This window comes from Desmospora profundinema (assembly GCF_031454155.1).
GTDB lineage: Bacteria > Bacillota > Bacilli > Thermoactinomycetales > DSM-45169 > Desmospora > Desmospora profundinema.
This window is the reverse complement of the sequence record NZ_JAVDQG010000003.1, coordinates 54,628-72,909: the sequence shown is the minus strand read 5'-3', so window position 1 is coordinate 72,909 and position 18,282 is coordinate 54,628. Positions and strand designations below refer to the sequence as shown.

21 protein-coding genes are annotated in these 18,282 nt (G+C 51.2%); 1 reads left to right on the top strand and 20 read right to left on the bottom strand.

All coding sequences use genetic code 11. From position 1 onward, the window contains the following. Positions 1-87: 87 nt before the first annotated feature. The 13 genes from JOE21_RS06730 to JOE21_RS06670 form a co-directional block, all read right to left on the bottom strand. Positions 88-1,374, bottom strand: a complete 1,287-nt coding sequence (locus JOE21_RS06730; protein ID WP_309864035.1) for an adenylosuccinate synthase — start codon at positions 1,372-1,374, stop codon at positions 88-90. Between the two features lie 234 nt (positions 1,375-1,608). Next, on the bottom strand, positions 1,609-2,958 hold the full coding sequence (gene dnaB / locus JOE21_RS06725) for a replicative DNA helicase (RefSeq protein ID WP_309864033.1): 1,350 nt from the start codon (positions 2,956-2,958) through the stop codon (positions 1,609-1,611). Between the two features lie 173 nt (positions 2,959-3,131). Continuing rightward, entirely contained in the window at positions 3,132-3,578 is a 447-nt protein-coding gene (rplI, locus tag JOE21_RS06720; protein ID WP_309864031.1) for a 50S ribosomal protein L9, read from the bottom strand. Beyond that, positions 3,575-5,527, bottom strand: coding sequence for a DHH family phosphoesterase (locus JOE21_RS06715; protein ID WP_309864029.1), 1,953 nt, complete (start codon positions 5,525-5,527; stop codon positions 3,575-3,577). The genes rplI and JOE21_RS06715 overlap by 4 nt, the downstream gene beginning before the upstream one ends. Before the next feature lie 311 nt (positions 5,528-5,838). Further along, the gene (locus JOE21_RS06710; protein WP_309864026.1) at positions 5,839-6,747 is read right to left on the bottom strand and encodes a DUF2232 domain-containing protein; all 909 of its coding nucleotides are present in this window, start codon (positions 6,745-6,747) and stop codon (positions 5,839-5,841) included. Between the two features lie 7 nt (positions 6,748-6,754). Further along, complete coding sequence (locus JOE21_RS06705) at positions 6,755-7,066, bottom strand: MazG-like family protein (RefSeq protein ID WP_309864023.1); 312 nt, start codon at positions 7,064-7,066, stop codon at positions 6,755-6,757. 182 nt (positions 7,067-7,248) lie between these two features. Beyond that, a complete protein-coding gene (gene rpsR, locus JOE21_RS06700; RefSeq protein ID WP_009710555.1) occupies positions 7,249-7,476 on the bottom strand; it encodes a 30S ribosomal protein S18 in 228 nt (75 codons plus the stop codon). A gap of 92 nt (positions 7,477-7,568) precedes the next feature. Continuing rightward, on the bottom strand, positions 7,569-8,024 hold the full coding sequence (gene ssb, locus JOE21_RS06695) for a single-stranded DNA-binding protein (RefSeq protein ID WP_309864012.1): 456 nt from the start codon (positions 8,022-8,024) through the stop codon (positions 7,569-7,571). A 162-nt stretch (positions 8,025-8,186) separates the two neighbouring features. Beyond that, positions 8,187-8,492 carry a 30S ribosomal protein S6 gene (gene rpsF / locus JOE21_RS06690; RefSeq protein WP_309864008.1) on the bottom strand — a complete coding sequence of 102 codons (306 nt, stop codon included), beginning with the start codon at positions 8,490-8,492 and terminating at the stop codon, positions 8,187-8,189. A 126-nt stretch (positions 8,493-8,618) separates the two neighbouring features. Next, positions 8,619-9,719 carry a redox-regulated ATPase YchF gene (gene ychF, locus JOE21_RS06685; protein ID WP_309864005.1) on the bottom strand — a complete coding sequence of 367 codons (1,101 nt, stop codon included), beginning with the start codon at positions 9,717-9,719 and terminating at the stop codon, positions 8,619-8,621. A gap of 230 nt (positions 9,720-9,949) precedes the next feature. Continuing rightward, positions 9,950-10,156, bottom strand: coding sequence for a DUF951 domain-containing protein (locus tag JOE21_RS06680; RefSeq protein ID WP_309864003.1), 207 nt, complete (start codon positions 10,154-10,156; stop codon positions 9,950-9,952). Between the two features lie 53 nt (positions 10,157-10,209). After that, positions 10,210-10,812 (bottom strand): lysophospholipid acyltransferase family protein, encoded by a 603-nt coding sequence (locus JOE21_RS06675; RefSeq protein WP_309864948.1) that lies wholly within the window; start codon positions 10,810-10,812, stop codon positions 10,210-10,212. 94 nt (positions 10,813-10,906) lie between these two features. Next, the gene (locus tag JOE21_RS06670) at positions 10,907-11,950 is read right to left on the bottom strand and encodes a YkvI family membrane protein (protein WP_309864002.1); all 1,044 of its coding nucleotides are present in this window, start codon (positions 11,948-11,950) and stop codon (positions 10,907-10,909) included. A 97-nt stretch (positions 11,951-12,047) separates the two neighbouring features. Between JOE21_RS06670 and yyaC the strand changes: the two genes are divergently transcribed. Then, positions 12,048-12,623 carry a spore protease YyaC gene (yyaC, locus tag JOE21_RS06665; RefSeq protein ID WP_309864000.1) on the top strand — a complete coding sequence of 192 codons (576 nt, stop codon included), beginning with the start codon at positions 12,048-12,050 and terminating at the stop codon, positions 12,621-12,623. Between the two features lie 199 nt (positions 12,624-12,822). Here the strand turns inward: yyaC and JOE21_RS06660 are convergent, their stop codons facing one another. From JOE21_RS06660 to noc, 7 genes are all read right to left on the bottom strand, one after another. After that, positions 12,823-13,329, bottom strand: coding sequence for a DUF4446 family protein (locus JOE21_RS06660; RefSeq protein WP_309863998.1), 507 nt, complete (start codon positions 13,327-13,329; stop codon positions 12,823-12,825). Between the two features lie 284 nt (positions 13,330-13,613). Further along, positions 13,614-13,913, bottom strand: a complete 300-nt coding sequence (locus tag JOE21_RS06655; protein ID WP_309863996.1) for a DUF554 family protein — start codon at positions 13,911-13,913, stop codon at positions 13,614-13,616. Next, positions 13,813-14,151, bottom strand: a complete 339-nt coding sequence (locus JOE21_RS17775) for a DUF554 family protein (protein ID WP_374709339.1) — start codon at positions 14,149-14,151, stop codon at positions 13,813-13,815. The genes JOE21_RS06655 and JOE21_RS17775 overlap by 101 nt, the downstream gene beginning before the upstream one ends. 45 nt (positions 14,152-14,196) lie before the next feature. After that, positions 14,197-15,342, bottom strand: coding sequence for an aminotransferase class V-fold PLP-dependent enzyme (locus JOE21_RS06650; protein ID WP_309863994.1), 1,146 nt, complete (start codon positions 15,340-15,342; stop codon positions 14,197-14,199). Between the two features lie 12 nt (positions 15,343-15,354). Beyond that, positions 15,355-16,215, bottom strand: coding sequence for a ParB/RepB/Spo0J family partition protein (locus tag JOE21_RS06645; RefSeq protein ID WP_309863992.1), 861 nt, complete (start codon positions 16,213-16,215; stop codon positions 15,355-15,357). Next, positions 16,205-16,969, bottom strand: a complete 765-nt coding sequence (locus JOE21_RS06640) for a ParA family protein (RefSeq protein WP_309863989.1) — start codon at positions 16,967-16,969, stop codon at positions 16,205-16,207. Before JOE21_RS06640 ends, JOE21_RS06645 begins: the two co-directional genes overlap by 11 nt. Before the next feature lie 46 nt (positions 16,970-17,015). Next, positions 17,016-17,831, bottom strand: coding sequence for a nucleoid occlusion protein (gene noc, locus JOE21_RS06635; protein WP_309863985.1), 816 nt, complete (start codon positions 17,829-17,831; stop codon positions 17,016-17,018). Positions 17,832-18,282 lie beyond the last annotated feature (451 nt).

Here is an 18,282-nt window from a genome sequence, read left to right as displayed (position 1 = left end):
GAGTGCAAAGGCTCTCCGTAGCCATACCAACCCTCTCTCGTTCTTGCGGAAAATTGAATTACCAGACAGACCCTAATTTTAATCCATTCATGCGTAAACCGGACGAACCTGGATGGTCTGCTCACGTCCCGGACCTACCGAGAACAGCGTCAAGGGAATCCCCGTCAAGTGAGTGATTCGCTCCACGTAGTGCTGGGCTGCCAGGGGAAGGTCCGAAAGACTGCGAGCGCCGGTGATATCCTCGGTCCAACCCGGTAATTCCTCATAGACTGGTTGACATTCCGCCAATACATCCAGACTGGCGGGATAATTCTCCATTACCCGCCCCCGATATTGATAGGCCGTACAGATTTTCACTTTCGGAAGTCCGGTCAATACATCCAGGGAGTTAAGGGAGAGACCGGTGATCCCGCTCACACGGCGGGCATGCCGTACCACGACGCTATCAAACCATCCGACACGGCGCGGACGACCGGTAGTGGTTCCGTACTCACGACCGATATCCCGAATCCGGTCACCCGTTTCGTCAAATAGTTCCGTCGGGAACGGACCGTCCCCCACCCGTGTGGTATACGCTTTGGCTACCCCGATCACATGATGGATTTTGGTGGGGCCCACTCCGGAACCGATGCAGACGCCCCCAGCCACCGGATTGGAGGAAGTGACAAAGGGATAGGTCCCCTGGTCGATATCCAGCATCACTCCCTGTGCTCCTTCAAACAATACCCGCTGTCCCCCATCAATGGCATCGTTCAGCACAACGGAGGTATCTGTAACATAAGGCCGTATCTGATCGGCACAAGCCAGGTAAGGCTCGTAAATTTCCTCAAAAGTAAAGCCCGTCGTATCATACACTTTCTCTAACAGTCGGTTTTTATCTTCCAGATTCTTTTTCAGTTTTTCCGCAAATCGCTCCCGGTCCAGGAGGTCGGACACCCGGATTCCTGTACGGGCCGCTTTATCCATGTAAGCGGGACCAATACCCTTGCCGGTAGTTCCGATCTTACCGGATCCCTTACGGCTCTCCTCAGCCATATCCAGTTTGATATGATAGGGCATGATGACATGAGCCCGATCGGAGATGCGCAGGTTTTGAGTGGAAACCCCGTGGCTCCGAAGATAGGCCAATTCTTCTATCAATGCTTCGGGATGCAGTACCATCCCGTTCCCCAGTACGCATACTTTTTCCGAGTAAAAAATCCCCGAGGGAATCAAGTGGAGCTTGTAGCGCTTCCCCCCGAACACAATCGTATGCCCCGCGTTGTTCCCGCCTTGATAACGAGAAACCACTTCCGCTTTTTCTGCAAGGTAATCGGTGATTTTTCCCTTTCCTTCATCACCCCATTGGGTGCCCACCACGACCACCGTTGACATCGTTTCGTCCTCCTTTTGGGCAACCCCCTCCAATTGTCGTCCTGGAAGGGCGTCCTCTTTTTTGATCGGAGCCCCCTCTCATTGTGGTCCCGAAGGGGCGTTCTCCTTTGCGACGGTTGTTAAACGCCAACCCGATCCATGTTCATCTATCCTTTACCAGTGTATCGGGGATTCCCGTTCGAGTCAACAAAAAACACGAACGATATAGTATATATCGATCGCGTCATTCGTGTTTTAGAGCGCATGTTCCTGACCGTGCCTCATGTCCAGACTAAGGAACTTGTTGTAGTTTTTAAGGAACAACAGCTCCACTTTTCCGACAGGACCATTCCGATGCTTGGCCAGGATCACTTCGATAATATTCTTTTTCTCCGATTCTTCATTGTAATAATCATCCCGATACAAAAAGGAGACAATATCCGCATCCTGTTCAATGGAGCCGGATTCCCTCAGGTCGGACAACATGGGTCGCTTGTCCTGACGCTGTTCGACTGCACGGGAAAGCTGGGAAAGAGCGATTACCGGCACATTCAATTCCCGGGCCAACAATTTCAAGGAGCGGGAGATCTCGGAGATTTCTTGTTGGCGGCTGTCGCGGCCGGTGCCCTCAATCAACTGAAGATAATCGATCAGTACCAGTCCCAGTCCGTGCTCAGCCTGGAGGCGACGCAGTTTGGCCCGAATGTCGAACACCGTAATCCCCGGGGTATCATCAATGAAAATCGGCGCTTCCGACAACGTGCTGATCGCCATCGTCAGCTTTTCCCAATCTTCATCTCCCAGGTGTCCGTTACGAAACACTTGGGCATCAATATTTCCTTCTGCCGCCAACATCCGCTGTACCAACTGAGGCGCGGACATCTCCAGATTGAAGATGGCTACCGGTTGATTGGCCCGAACCGCCACGTTTTGTGCCACATTGAGTGAAAATGCGGTCTTCCCCATACTGGGTCGCGCCGCCAGAATGATGAGATCCGAGGGTTGGAACCCGGATGTCATTCGGTCCAGGTCGGAGTATCCAGATGGAACTCCGGTCAGTTTCCCCTGGTTGTAATGAAGGGATTCAATCCGTTCAAAGGTTTCCATCAGCACGTCCTTGATCGGAACGAAACCCTTGCTGATCCGGCGCTGGGAGATGTCCAGGATCTTTTTCTCCGCTTGATCGATCACATGGGAAACTTCATCCCCCCCGCTGTAGCCGGATGTGGCGATCTCGGTCGCCGTCCGGATGAGACGGCGCAGAATCGCTTTTTCCTCCACAATCTGTGCATAGTGGTCCACATTGGCCGCAGTGGGAACGGCACCGGCCAGTTCCGTGAGGTATGGAACTCCCCCTACTTCCTCCAGCAATTTTTGATCCTGCAAAGCGGACGTAAGGGTGACCAAGTCAACCGGTTCCCCCTGCTCAGCCAGCTGGATCATAACCTGAAGCAGACGCTGGTGGGCTTGCCGATAAAAGTCCTCGGGCCGAAGGCGCTCGGTGACGTTTACCAGCACACTTGGCTCGATCAGGACGGCACCCAACACGGCCTGTTCCGCTTCCTGATTGTGAGGGGGCATCCGGTCGGCAAACAACTCGCTCATGGCACTTCCTCTCCTTTGGGCAAAGCCCTTGGGATTGTCCTACAAGGGCATCCTCTCCTTTGGGCGAAGCCCCCCAGATTGTCGTCCGGCAGGGCATTCTCCTTTAACGACGCTACTCACCAAAAAAGCGCTCCATCCCGGGATGGAGCGCCCAAATCACCGAAACGGCCGCCCTATTGCTCCAACACTTGGACAGAGAGCGTAGCCGTCACTTTGGGGTGGAGCTTAACCGGAACGTTGGTTACACCTAAGGTACGGATCGGATCGTCCAGTTGGATCTTTTTCTTATCCACTTGGATACCATGCGCTTGTTTGAGGTGCTGGCTGATCTGTTTCGAAGTGACGGACCCAAACAGACGACCGCCATCCCCCGCTTTGGTGTGGAGGGTGATCTCCAGCTTCTCCAGTTCACTTGCCAATCGGCGGGCTTTCTCCAACTGTTCCTGTTTCTGTTCCGCTTCCCGTCGTTTCTGATCTTTCAGGGCGTTGATGTTTCCAGCGGAAGCTTCGACAGCCAATCCCCGGGGAAGAAGGAAATTGCGGGCATACCCTTCTGCTACCTCTTTCAGCTCTCCTTTTTTCCCCTGGCCTTTCACATCTTGTTGAAAGATCACTTTCATTCGTCGTCGCCCCCTTCTTCCTTCTGTTTTAACACGTCCAGGAGCCGTTTTCGTGCTTCACCTAGGGAGATGCCCTCAAACTGAGTGGCAGCATGGGTGAGATGCCCACCGCCCCCCAGTTCCTCCATGATCACCTGAACGTTCAACTCTCCCTGCGAGCGGGCGCTGATCGCCACCTTGCCATCCTCCCGTTTTCCAATGACGAAAGATGCGCCCACCCCCCTCATATTCAGCAGGGTATCCGCTGCCTGAGCGATGACGAGCTGATCATAGATCTCCGTCTCCTCGCCCACGGCAATCGCCATTTTATCGTATACCACTTCCGTGTTTTTGACAATCTCGGCCCGCTTGACGAAGCGGTCCAGATCTTCCTGCAACAGCGATTGAACCATAGCCAAATCGGCTCCATGCCGCCGCAAAAAGGATGCCGCCTCAAACGTGCGGGAACCCGAACGAAAGGCGAAGCTCTTGGTATCCACAACAATACCCGCCAACAACGCGGTGGTTTCTAGTTTATCCATATTGAGTCGGCCTTCTTGATACTGTAAAAGTTCCGTCACCAACTCACACGTGGAGGATGCATAGGGTTCGAGATAAACGAGAACCGGATCACGAACAAATTCTTCTCCGCGTCGATGGTGGTCAATCACCACTACCCGCTCCGACTTTTCCACCAGTTTCGGTTCAATCGTCATGGAAGGCTTATGAGTGTCCACCAGGATCAAAAGCGTATGGGCGTCCGCCTGTTGCAACGCCCGTTCCGGGCTCAAAATCCGTTCTCGGATGACTTCATCCTCTTCCATCGCCTTCACCAACCCATCGATGGAAGGGTTGGACTCCCCCAAAACAATATATCCCTCACGATTGGCCAACTCGACTGCTTTCAAAACACCGATGGCGGAACCAAGGGCATCCATGTCCGGCTGGTCGTGCCCCATGATCATCACTTGTTCGCTGTCTTTAATAAGGTTGGACAAAGCATAGGAGATCACCCGCGCCCGTACCCGGGTGCGCTTTTCCACTGCATTGGTCTTCCCCCCGAAAAAGACCACCCGTTCTCCTTCTTGCAATGCGGCTTGATCCCCGCCCCGAGCCAGTGCGATATCCAGAGCGGCTTCCGCAGCATGGGTCCGTTCCACCATGTCCGCACCAATCGAGGCCACCCCGATACTAAGGGTGATGGGGATTTGATTACGGCGCGTCATATCCCGAACCACATCCAAAATGTCAAACCGGTTACGCTTCAGTCGTTCCAATGTCCCCCGCTTCATCACCATAAAAAATTTATCCGTGTCAAAGCGACGCAAACTGATGTCATGCTCTTGTGCCCACCGTGTGACGGCGGCATTCACATTGGTCAAGAGAAGGGTTCGTTCCTGGTCATCCAACCCGGTGCCGGCCTCATCAAAGTTATCCATATGCAGGAACCCGATTACAGTCTGCTCCCTTTCATACTGAGTCCGCAACCGCTCCAGCCGGGTGACATCACGGAAAAAATATAAACGCTCTTCCGCCTGGTGAATCACTTCAAAAACCCGGTCGTCCACATCCATTTTTTCCGGACTTTCCCCTTCGGACAAGGCGGGAAAAAGATCCGATACAGGAAGGCCCACCAACGATTCCCGAGCAGTCATGCCTTTGATAAAGGGATTATGCCAGGCTACATGGTTTTCCCGATCATATAGAAGGATTCCGATGGGCAACCCGTCCAAAGCCGCCTGGTTTGCTCCTTTGACCCGTTGGGACAGTGTTTGAACATAATGAATAAAATCTTTGCGAAACTCCTGTTCAGCCCGAACCAGGGCATAGGCCAACAGGAAAAAAACCACCAGTGCCACCATGGCATATTCCCATCGGTAGATAGCCACCAATGCGATTAAAATTAAACTGAAGCACATGGCGAACACCATGTGCGCTCCGTGCCACCGTTTTGTAATAAAATTCGGCATGATGACATCCCCTCAAGCCGGTAAACCGATGCTTTTCATTTCCTGGTTCCTATTGTACCCCAGGCCCAGCCGGATTCATAGCGACCCCTTCTTTCTTTTGGCCACAACATCTATCGATGGTCTATGAGTCAAAGGGTTCATTGGCAGTTTCATTTCTAAAAAGAGCACTGTTCTTACGTCTTTCTGGGTCCCTTACACTGTGGGGGTGGTCGACTTAGTTTTCCGCCTTTATAACAAATAGTACGTTACCGGCACAAGCTGTCCCGGCTATTTTGTTCCCTGGTCTCGCTATGCCCCCCAGGAATGGATCCTCAATCGTTCTTCTCCAAACGCTTTCTCCACTCCGTTCCGGTATCCAAGATTCCAAAGAGATGGACCACCACAGAGAGGAGCGGAATGAGAAAGGCGACCCCTCCAATCAAAAAGACCCAACCACTTTTCCAGTTCCAGCGATGAAGAAGAAAAGCGAAGAACGACAACCCCTGGATGAAAAAGATTAAAAACATCCATGTCACCGCAGTCCCCGCAAATAAAGAGACAGCTCCTCCATCCAACCCGAACAAAAGCAACAGCAATAAGGCAACAAAGTAAAAATAAAAAAAGGGTCGGGGTAAACGCCACTTCCGAATTGGCGGCAAGTATTTCCCGGGCAATCCTTGGCGTATCAGTAAGCGCCTACCTACTGCAAAGTTAAGCAGCGGAAAGGGAAGCGAAATCATGAACAACATTACGGGAATAATAAGGGACAATGGAGGAGGCTCTTCCATCCCAGCGGCACCCAATCCATAGGATTCCAACATTTGTTGGGTGCTTTCCCACTGTTCCCGCCAAAACGACTGAACCTGTCCGACTCCATCCCACCACCAGGTCACAAGAAGGAGCAACACCAATGCCCCCACCCAGGTGGCCACCCAACCACCCAGGGCCACATCCGTCCCGGTGGATCCCGGTTTGCGGTACTGTTCTCCCATCATGAGACCGATTCCGGCAGCAAAAAGCAACCCGCCCAAAGCCGCCAAACCCAAAGCAGATGAGAGGATTCCGCATACTGCCACCGGAAACAGAGACGGCTTCCAGCCGTTTTTGGCACCAAACCAGAAAAAAGGGAGGGGGAGAAACCACAGGGTAACGATACCCAGCGGAGTAATCAAGGATAAGAAAAGCAACAGGTATAGACCGATCGCAATCAGTCCGCCACGTATATCCGTAAATCGGGACAAACCAGAGTCACCTCTTGCTTATATATTCTTCCAGATCGGATAGATCGCCATACCAATCTTCCAGCTGATGCCTTTCCCGGGCCGCTTCCCGCAACTTCCGGGTAACCGCTTGATCCACTTCCCGATAAGAAAAGCCCACACGTTTGGCAAGAACATAAGTGGCCACCACCAAGCTGGCCAAGCTGTCTTGGATCAGGGAACGGTTGGCATGATGCAACCCTTTATATAAGTTGGCGATTTGGTCCAGTATTTCTGTTTTCAACCATTCGATCACTTTCATGCTTTTGGCAATGTGTACGCTTCGCTCCGGCCTGCTCATCGTCAGCACTCCTTTTTGGGGAAAGCGTGATGGAAAATATCTTCCACACGGCAAAGGAAGAATCCTCCTTCATCCCCCTTCAGCCAAAAGGATAGGATGCCCTAGCAGGACGACAATCTAAGGGGCTTCGCCCCAAAGGAGAGGATAAAAAAAGGGACGTGATGTACGCCCCTTTTTCATGTTCAGTCCGTGGTATACGGCAAGAGAGCCATTTGCCGGGCACGTTTGATCGCCCGGGTCAATTGCCGTTGATATTTGGAGGAAGTTCCGGTCACCCGGCGAGGGAGAATTTTCCCACGCTCGCTGATGAACTTCCGCAGCAAATCCACATCTTTATAATCGATATATTCGATTTTGTTGACTGTAAAGAAACAGACTTTACGGCGTTTATTACCTCTGCGTCGAGCCATGCGACTACCTCCTTCCCTGGCCGGAGGCCCCTTCCATTGTCGTCCTGAAAGGGCAACCTCCTTCCTATCAGACACAAGCCGACTTTTGGTTTTCAGAAGGGCAAATCGTCATCGGAGATGTCGATTGGCTTTCCATCATCCGCAAACGGATCGTTGGAGGAACCACGGTCGTTTTGAAAGCCGCTTCCTCCTTCTTGAGCCGGATTGCCGCTCGGTCCGCCGGAACCACCGGATGTGGGGAGAAAACGCACATTATCCGCCACCACTTCGGACACACGCACCTTGCGGCCTTCCTGATTCTCATAACTCCGTACTTGCAGACGCCCTTCCACTGCCACCATCCGACCCTTTTTCAAATAGTTGGCCACATTTTCCGCTTGTTGGCGCCAAACTACAATATCGATAAAATCCGCTTCCCGTTCCCCTTGTTGATTGGTGAAGGGCCGATCCACCGCCAACCGGAAACTGGCGACCGCCACTCCGTTGGGAGTGTATCGCAACTCCGGATCCCAGGTCAGCCGACCGATCAAAATCACCCGGTTTAACATGGCAACCTCTCCTTTTGGATGAAGCCCTTCCAATCAGCAGTCCTGGAAGGACAACCTCCCCTTTATAGGCCGCAGGCCCTCTGATCCGTAACCCATACGACTACTTTTCTGTCGGGCTCCCCGTTGCTGCTCCTGTTGGTGATGGTCCCTTTTGGATGGGAGTCAGGATTTTTTTTCCGGTTTGTCATCGATGTTGATGATCATGTGACGGATCACGTCATCATTCAGCTTCAGCTGCCGATCCAACTCGTTTACGGTATCCGTGTCACCATGGAAGGTAGCCACCGTGTAAACACCTTCCCGCAAGTCGTTCACCAGGTAAGCCAGTCGGCGTTTGCCGAAGTGCTCCTGCTCAATGACTTCCCCTTTGTTTTGGGTGATGTGCCCTTGGACTTTCTCACGGGTGCCGTTCAGCTTCTCCTCGTCCAACTCGGGACGGGTGATGTACATCAGCTCATACTTGTGCATATGTTTCCACCTCCTTCTGGACTTGACGGCCCCTGTAAACAGGGGCAAGGAGTGAATAGTCGTTATTCACAATAATATATTCTACCAAAAGTACATGTCTGTGACAAGAATTCACATCAAAGAAATTTATACGTTAAACCGAAAATGGACAATATCCCCATCACGGACGACATAGTCCTTCCCTTCAGAACGCAAGAGTCCCCGCTCCCGCGCCTGAGACATGGAGCCGGCGTCCAGAAGATCCTGATAGGATACGACTTCAGCCCGGATAAATCCCCGTTCAAAATCAGAATGGATCACCCCGGCTGCCTGCGGTGCCTTGGTCCCCTCAGTGATGGTCCAGGCACGCACTTCCTTCTCGCCGGCTGTAAAGTATGTGATCAATCCCAGCAGCCGGTATGCAGCTGCCACCAACCGGTCCAAACCGGAAGAGGCCAACCCCAACTCTTCCAGGAACAGCTCTCGTTCCTCGCCTTCCAACTCTACGATCTCCGCTTCCAGTTGTGCGCTGATGGTAACAACCTCTGCCCCTTCTTTTTCCGCTTGTTCCATCACTTGACGGACAAATGGATTCTCCTCAGCGGCTGCCACATCCTCTTCCGACACATTGGCTGCATACAACATCTTTTTCATGGTCAACAGGTTAAGAGAGCGAATCATTGCCCACTCTTCTTCGGAAAGATCGACTCCCCTGGCAGGTAGGCCTTCGGCCAACTGACTCTGCAACCGAGTTAATATCCCGTGCTCCTTTGTGGCTTGAGCATCTCCACTCTTCTTTTGACGGCTTAAGCGATCCAGCCGGCGTTCCACTGTCTCCAAATCGGCCAGCACCAATTCCAGGTTGATTGTTTCCATATCGCTGACGGGATCCACTTTTCCTGAAACATGAGTGATATTTTCGTCCTCAAAACAACGGACGACATGGATGATGGCATCCACTTCTCGAATATGGGATAAAAACTGATTTCCCAGCCCCTCCCCTCTGCTGGCTCCCTTTACAAGACCAGCAATATCCGTAAATTGAAAAGAAGTAGGAATGACTCGCTGGGGATTGACGATGGCAGCTAATTGATTCAGCCGCTCATCAGGGACATCCACCACCCCCACATTGGGATCGATGGTGCAAAATGGGTAGTTTGCCGATTCGGCTCCCGCTCGGGTAATCGCATTAAACAAGGTTGATTTGCCCACATTGGGCAAACCGACAATGCCGGTAGTCAACGGCATGCGCTCATCTCCTCTTTTGGTTCATCATTTCCGATTTCCGATAATCCTCGTCCATTATAGCGAAACCACCCCTCCCTGTCATGGCGGACAGGGTGAGGGTCGTTTATCCTTCCCGTTTACGACAAAAGCACCGCCTGGCGGTGCCGAAACATACCGATAAAAAGATCCTTTCCTTACCGACCCGGGCTCGTCCTACGAATTGTTCAGACACGCCCTAACCGAGATCCCTATTAGGATTGCGGCGGCTCCTCCGATGACAATATCTTTTTCATCCGTTTTTCGAATTTGGAACGCGGTAAAAGAACACTGTGTCCACAACCGGTGCACTTCATCCGGATATCCATTCCCATTCGGATCACTTTCCAGGCATTGGTGCCACAAGGGTGGGGTTTTTTCATCTCCACAATGTCCCCGAGCTGGAAGCTCTTCTGCTCCATCGCTCTCCTCCACCTTTCTTTTCCCCAACTTGTAGTCTCCTTCCTTTCCCATTTTACCGGTTTTCATCCGTCGACAGAAGCCGTAAGGATTCCAATACATGGCGGCTGAGCCGTTCCTGAGCTTCTCGGGACATATCCTTTTCCGGAACCATCTGTTCCCCTACACGAATCCGGATGGGAATCGGGCGAATCAACCAAGCACTGCGAGGCAGAGCCCGGTCCGTTCCTTCGATGGTAATCGGCAGGACCGGCGTTTGCGTTTTCAAGGATAAATAGGCTGCCCCGGCCTTAATCGCTACCATGGGATCTTCCTCCCGCCGTCCCCCTTCCGGAAACAATCCCACAATCCGATCGTGACGCAAATGATGGATCGCGGTTTTTATCGCTCTCATATCCGGTTTCCCGCGCTCTACAGGAAAAGCACCACAAGCGTGAAGAACCCAACGGGAAAGAGGGTGGGAGAAAGATTCCCGTTTGGCCATGAAATGAATCCGTCCCGGCATGGCGGCCCCGATATAAAAAGGATCCAGATTACTGATATGATTACCCACCAAGATGAACGGTCCGTCATGGGGGAGCTGGTCTGCCCCAACTACTTCAATCCGGTGATACCCTTTCAGAAACATTCGCAAGATCCAGCGCAGCATGAAGTACACCAATCGTGAATATTCCCTCCCCACGGTATGAAAAAAGTCGATCCTGTCTATTGTATCTTGTTTGAATAGTCATGTTCACGCCCCGACCCTAACATCAAGCCCGTTCGCGATGGGTCAAGGGATAAAGAAGGAGCATGGTTAAGATAAACAAGTTCAACACGCCATATAAGGGATAAAGGAATGTAACCAGATTGGTGAAACCCAGGCGGGAAAGTGGAACGAGCAATACCAGGATTCCCCCGCCAATCAACCAACGCGGCAGGGGAAACATGGTGGAAAGGCGAAATGCCAATCCATGGATATTGCTTACGGCGGTGGTGTAGATCGCCAGCCACAAAATGAAAGAGATGGCCATCACCCATAACGGTGAATAACTCCGCATCAATGCGAACAAAGGAATCTCATACTGAGAGACTAAATCCTCCACTCGCAGCAATGAATAATTATACAGAGCGGCGATGAGTCCGAGGGCGGACGAGCTGATAATCCCCGCCAACCAGATCTCCATCCCATGTCGAACCTGTTTGCCTAGAGTGGACAGTACAGCCAGCAAGGACATCATATTAAAAGCGGCATAGGTGATGGCGGACGGCCAAGCCGGCATGGTGGAAAAAGAGGGGGATCCGGTAGGGTCGATCCAGTTGTGATTGCTCAAAAATTGTACACAGACCAGGATCAGCACAGCTGTCATCACCGGAATCAGGATCGCATTCATAGACAAAAGGCCTTTCAGATCAAACAAAAGAATAAAAACAACCGCTACAACCATCGTCCACACACCCCAGGCAAAAGAGCCGCCCCATTGCTGAAAGGTGGCACCGCTGCCCGCTACCATCACCAAGGTGCTGCTAAGCAAAAATAAAATCACGATGCCATCAAACCCTTTGGCCATACGCGAACCGATTACATGAGACAGTACTTCTGAATAGTGCCGGGTCTGTTTCTTCCAGCTGATGAAGAGGATCACGAGGCTGGCTGTAAAAAAAAGAGCCATCGCCAACAGGATACTCCAGTTGCTGCTTCGCCCATACGACCCGAAGAATTCCCATATTTCCCGTCCGGAGGCGAATCCGGCACCAATCGTCGTTCCCACAATTGTCATGCTTAACTTAAGAGAATGCCAGAGGCTAAAACGCATAGGGATCCCCCTTGTCCGGGTTGTCCCTATATGTATATTTCCCGACATGGATCCGTATACTGGTAAGGATCCGAAACTCTTGCGGAGGTCGACTGCTATGCGTGAGCCCGTTCCCTCTTATTCCAGCCCGGGCAGAATCAAATTTTCGCATCCCAGCGCGGAATACCGATGTGCCGATTGGTTGCATCAAGTCATCCAATTGTATCCTCATACACAGGATCTGGCTTGCATCTGTGTTGGCACCGACCGTTCCACCGGCGACTCCCTGGGACCGTTGGTAGGAACACAATTAGAAAAATCAGCGCCGCCATTCCTACGGATCTATGGAACACTGGACGAGCCTGTCCATGCCGTTAACCTGCAATCCACGTTGAACAAAATGAAACGGGAATTGAAGAATCCCCGGGTAATTGCCGTCGATGCATGCCTGGGACAGCTCTCCAGCGTGGGCTGGATTCAGGTGGGAAACGGACCTCTGAAACCTGGTGCCGGGGTAAACAAACAACTGCCGGAAGTGGGACAGGTGCATATCACCGGTATCGTCAATGTAGCTGGATTTATGGAATATTTTGTCCTTCAAAACACCCGTCTCAGTATTGTGATGAAAATGGCACAGATCATTTCCAATGCCGTTCAGCGGGTCGCTGTCCACCATTCTCAGCAAGTGCTTTAACATTTCGCGGTCTGATGTGTCTAGATCCGCATCAAAGCTTGACAAGCACGGGCTTCCCTTGTTACCCGCTTCCGCCAAAATCCCGCCATCCCCTTTTTACACTGGTAAGGGGATGGTTTTTGGATTGCAATCCTTGTTCCAAATGGATTACTTCAAGATAACTGAAACTCCAGTGCAAAACAGAACACCATCCTGACAACTATTTCGCTGTTTCCCGCATTTCCACCGAAGACTCCATCGCCTGTTGGATCGCTTGCTCCTCTTCTTTGGACAACCGGTATGTGGATGATCCGTTTTCCACCGGCTTGGCATAGATATAGGATTGACCATGATGACTGAACAAACTGCTGATGACGACACCATCACTGCGTTCATCCAGGAACGCCATGGAAAAACTCATATCCGATGCCCGCTCCCCAATCGCATTATAACGAACCAGTCCCACTTTTCCCTTTAACCGACGGGTGGACTCATCCAGATGGTACAGATAACCCAACAATTCCTCTTCATCCACCGATTTCGATGCCAAAATCTTTTTTAAGGTTTGATCCTGTACCGGTTCAATTAACTTTTTCAGCGTTTGTTTGTGACGTCCCAGTCGAATGGTTGCCACAACGCACCAGATCAATACCAACAATTGCGTCACCAGCAGCCCCGACAGCACTTCCAACCAGTATATCTCCAACCATTGCCGCCAATTTTCCACCTGAAACTTCCTCTCCTGAAATATTACCTCGATAGCGGGTGATTCCTCTCCATCTAACCCAATGATGATTCAGTCCTAGGGCGTGTCTGAACCATTCATGGGGCGAGATTGGTATGACTGTCTTCGTTTCGTTGCAAAAAGCGCATAGCAAGACCGGGAACGAAGTGACCCAGGCGAGACTTGTGCTCTGTGAGTGCAAAGGCGAACCAAAAGCCGTACCAACCCTCCCTTTTTCTCATGGAAAAATGAATGACCAGACAGGCCCTAATCTATCGGATATGGGATCATGCCAACCACATCATCTGAAACCACACAACAACAGCAGCTGCAGGCAGAGCCGGTAGCATATCACCCACTCGGATCGTGATACCTTTCAATAGTTTTAACCCAATGGCTACAATCAGGATTCCACCTACCGCGGTTACCTGTAAAACCAGGGGTTCCAAAAGTTTCGGCCCGATCAGTGAGTAATCCAACCTGCCGTCAGCGCAATCGCTCCTTGATACAACACCAGCCATCGGCCCTACACAATAAACCAATGTTGCGGGTTGCAAATCCAGTGGAAAATGAACGGTTACCCCCAAATCTCCGTTCCGCCCATTTCCCCAAACGATTTAACCCCCTCTCCACTCCCAATTGGCTACCCATCACCGAACCAACAAGAATGGCGATCAGTATAAAAAGGATATTGTCAGTCTTAAGCGCCGTCGTCAAACCAATAAGAACCACTACCAGGCTAATTCCTCGCATAACGGTATCTCTTACATCCTCGCGCAAACCGGATAAAAAAGAGCCCTGAAAGGCTCCGGACGCGATTGCCAATCCAATTACCAGCGTACCCAATAAAACCAAATCATCGTCTCTTCCTCATGGTTGAAAAGCGTGAACCACCTCTGTTACCGCCTTCACCAATGAATCCACATCGTTTTCTGTGTTAAAAAAACCAGGGCTGACACGAACGGTCCCTCCCTCATTTTCTGTTTTCAAGGAGCGATGAGCCATAGCAGCACAGTGGTATCCCGATCGAACCGCGATGTCGTAATGTTGGTCCAGGATAACCGCCACCTCCTGAGCATCAATCCCATCCACCGAGAAGGAAAGCAGCGGTAGCGATTCTCCATCGGCGCAGAACAGGCGGATACCCGAAATACCTCGAAGCCCTTCGATCAAGCGGTCCATCCACTCACGCTCCCGCCGGTGAATATTCTCCACCCCAGTCTCTTCAACAAAACGGATTCCCGCTTGCAACCCGGCGATACCGGGCGTGTTCAGTGTCCCCGGTTCAAATGACCATGGACGTTCCTGCAGCGGATTCAATTCCTCGGATCGGTTTCCGGTTCCTCCATGGATAAGCGGATGAAGTCGATGATCGGGATTGACATATAATCCTCCGATTCCTTGGGGGCCCATCAAACCTTTGTGACCGGGAAAAGCCAACATGGTGATACCCATCGCCTCCACGTCGATCGGCAAAATCCCGGCCGTTTGCGCCACATCCACCAACAGGGGAATTCCACGACTTCGTGCCAACTGACCAATGGCCTCAATCGGATGGATCGCCCCGTTTACATTGGAAGCATGTGTGGCCACCAGTAGACGGGTAGATGGAAGAATCGCCTCCTGCCACGCACGGCTCCCCTCCAGAGACGCGTGTGGAGGGAGCCAGGTCACCTCGATCACACCCGCTTGTCTAAGTGCTTCCAGCGGCCGTGCCACGGCATTGTGCTCCCATGCTGAACTGACCACGTGATCACCAGGGCGAAGCGTTCCTTGTATGGCTTGATTCAATGCATAGGTAGCACTGGGGACAAAAAACAAGTGGCTGGCATCGCGGATTCCGAAAAAGCCCGCCAAGGATTGACGTGTCTCCTCTACCACTTCCGTTGCTTGACGAGCGAGCCGATGCCCTCCTCGTCCGGGGTTTGCCCCGAACCGATTCACGCATTCCGCCATCGCTTCCGCCACCTCCGGCGGTTTGGGCCAACTGGAGGCGGCATTGTCCAGATAGATCATCCACTCCCCCCCTTACTCCAAAATGCGATCTTTTTGGAGAAGTTCTATTAACCGTTCCAATTCGCGTTGAGAGAAGTATTCGATCTCGATTCTCCCTTTGCGCCGACCTTGTCGAATTCGCACCGGTGTGCTAAATGCTTCCTGCAGCAGATCTTCATAGCGTTTATAGGCGGGATTGGTCTCTGACTTCTCTTTCTTTTTCTTCTTTATCGGTTGGGTTTGTAATTGCTGTACCCACTCTTCCAGCTGACGTACGCTGGCACCCTCTTGAATCACTTTTTTCGCCAACCGTGTTTGTGTATCCACTTCTTTTAATCCCAATAACGCACGGGCATGGCCCATACTGAGTGTTCCACGTGAAACATGTTCCTGTACCTCATGAGGAAGCTGGAGTATACGTAAAAAGTTGGCCACATGGGGTCGGCTTTTACCTACACGCTTGGCCAATGATTCCTGTGTCAAGGAGAATCGTTCCATCAGCTTTTGATACGCTTGTGCAATTTCGATGGCATTTAAGTCTTCCCGTTGCAGATTTTCAATCAATGCGATCTCCATCATCTGCTCATCGGAAAACTCTCGTACCACTACTGGTACAGAATCCATCCCCACGTCTTTTGCAGCGCGAAAACGCCGCTCTCCAGCCACGATCTCATATCCCCGAATGCTTTTACGTACCACCAAGGGTTGAACAATCCCATGTTCCCGGATCGATTCCACCAATTCAGCCAAGGCATCCGGATCAAAGTGCTTTCGCGGTTGATAAGGATTGGGGCGCAAATCCGCAACAGCCGCTTCCTGTACCTGATCCCCTTCATTTACCTCAGTATCAGGAAAAAGTGCTCCCAATCCCTTCCCCAACCCTTTACCCGCCATGATAAATCACTTCCTTCGCCAATTGCACATAACACTCCGAACCCTTGGAACGAGCGTCATAGTTGAGAATGGGCACACCATGACTGGGGGCCTCACTCAATCGGACATTGCGCGGAATAACAGTATTGTACACTTTTTGCTGGAAATATTTCTTCACTTCCTCCATCACTTGCGTGGACAAATTGGTCCTGCCATCATACATCGTCAGTAGAACCCCTTCGATTTCCAGCCGCTTATTTAAATGTTTCTGTACAATTCGGATCGTATTTAGCAGCTGACCCAAGCCTTCCAACGCGTAAAACTCACACTGAATGGGGATCAAAACCGAGTCGGCCGCAGTAAGGGAATTAACCGTCAGCACACCCAGGGAAGGAGGACAATCAATCAGGATAAAATCATAGCGCTCTCGAATACCCTGCAAGGCACGCTTCAGGCGATGTTCCCTCGACAGTGTTTGTACCAGTTCGATTTCCGCTCCAGCCAATTCGATGGTGGCCGGAATCAGATCCAGTCCTTCCACCCCCGACGGCAGGATCACATTCATAACAGGCGTCTCACTGATCAGGACATCATAGATGCATTGCTTGACATCCGCCTTATTAATTCCCAAACCAGAAGTAGTATTCCCTTGAGGATCAATATCGACAATCAACACTCTTTTTCCTTGAGTGGCCAAACTGGCACCCAAGTTGATGGATGTGGTCGTCTTTCCCACTCCACCTTTTTGATTCGCGATGGCAACAACTCGACCCATGATGTTGACACACCTCTTTCTCCTTCTCAAATGTTGTTAACGTCAGTTATCGCTTCGGAATGCGAATAATGACTTCATAACAGTCTTCCCGTTCTTGCTCATCAGCAGAAACCGGCAGCCCTGATTGTTTCACCATATCCACGGATTGCCGAATCGTATTGACGGCAATCCTGACATCCCGAGAAAAGGACTTTCGTTTTGCTTTGGGGCGCTTTTTCTCTTCCATCCACTTTTGTACACGCTCTTCCGTCTGCTTGACATTTAGCTCCTTGTCCACAATTTCACGCAACAATTTAAGCTGTAATTCAGAGTCTTTCAATCCTAATAAAGCCCGTGCATGCCGCTCAGTCACTTGACGCTTGAATAAGGCATCCTTCACTTTTTCAGGCAAATGCAACAAACGCAGTTTATTGGCTACCGTCGACTGCCCCTTGCCCAAGCGTTGAGCCAAACTTTCCTGGGTTAAACCATGCAGATCCAATAATCGTTGATAAGCCAGCGCCTCTTCAATCGCCGTCAAACCTTCCCGTTGCAGATTTTCAATTAGGGAAACCGAAGCCGCTTCCGTATCGTTCATATCCCGGACCATTGCTGGAATGGTCTTTAAACCCAGTTTCTTGACGGCACGCAACCGCCTCTCCCCTGCGATTAATTCATATCCGTGGTCCCTTTTTCTTACCACGATCGGTTGAATCACCCCATGGGTTCGGATCGATTGGCAGAGCTCGTCAATTTGTTCATCTAGGAAGATGGTACGCGGCTGATAAGGGCTTGGATGGATATCATCAACCCTTAACGGTTTCACCTCATCACCCTCTTCCCTTTCTGCCATACCGAAGAGGCGGGTGAATGGTTCTTTCATCCGTCATTCGTGCAGGATCCCCCATCCTTATAGGTGGGGAGGAATGTGCTCGGCGTCAGCCGAACATTTTCCTGCACTCCCTCCTTTGTTTTATAATGATATCGGTTTTTGCAGCAGATAAATAGAACTTATCCGAAAACGCCAAGCTGATGATTGCGGTGGATCGGCCCACTGGACCTTTTCAACGCAACCCACAGGGTTTCCTTTGGTCGCAACACCGACCTTGAATCACTCACAAAGGATCGAAGCTGGATCGTCAACTTCGATTGTGCTTATCGCTAGATAAACCGCAACGATGAGACACGGGTCAGCTCCCCCTTACTTATTCTCTATTGTAGCGGAACTACCTGCATATAGAAATCGGGAACTGTTTTACAAATCCGCTTTTCCCTATTCATGTTCCACGTGAAACATGACTGATTTCCCCAACATAAAAAGGAATTCAGCTTCA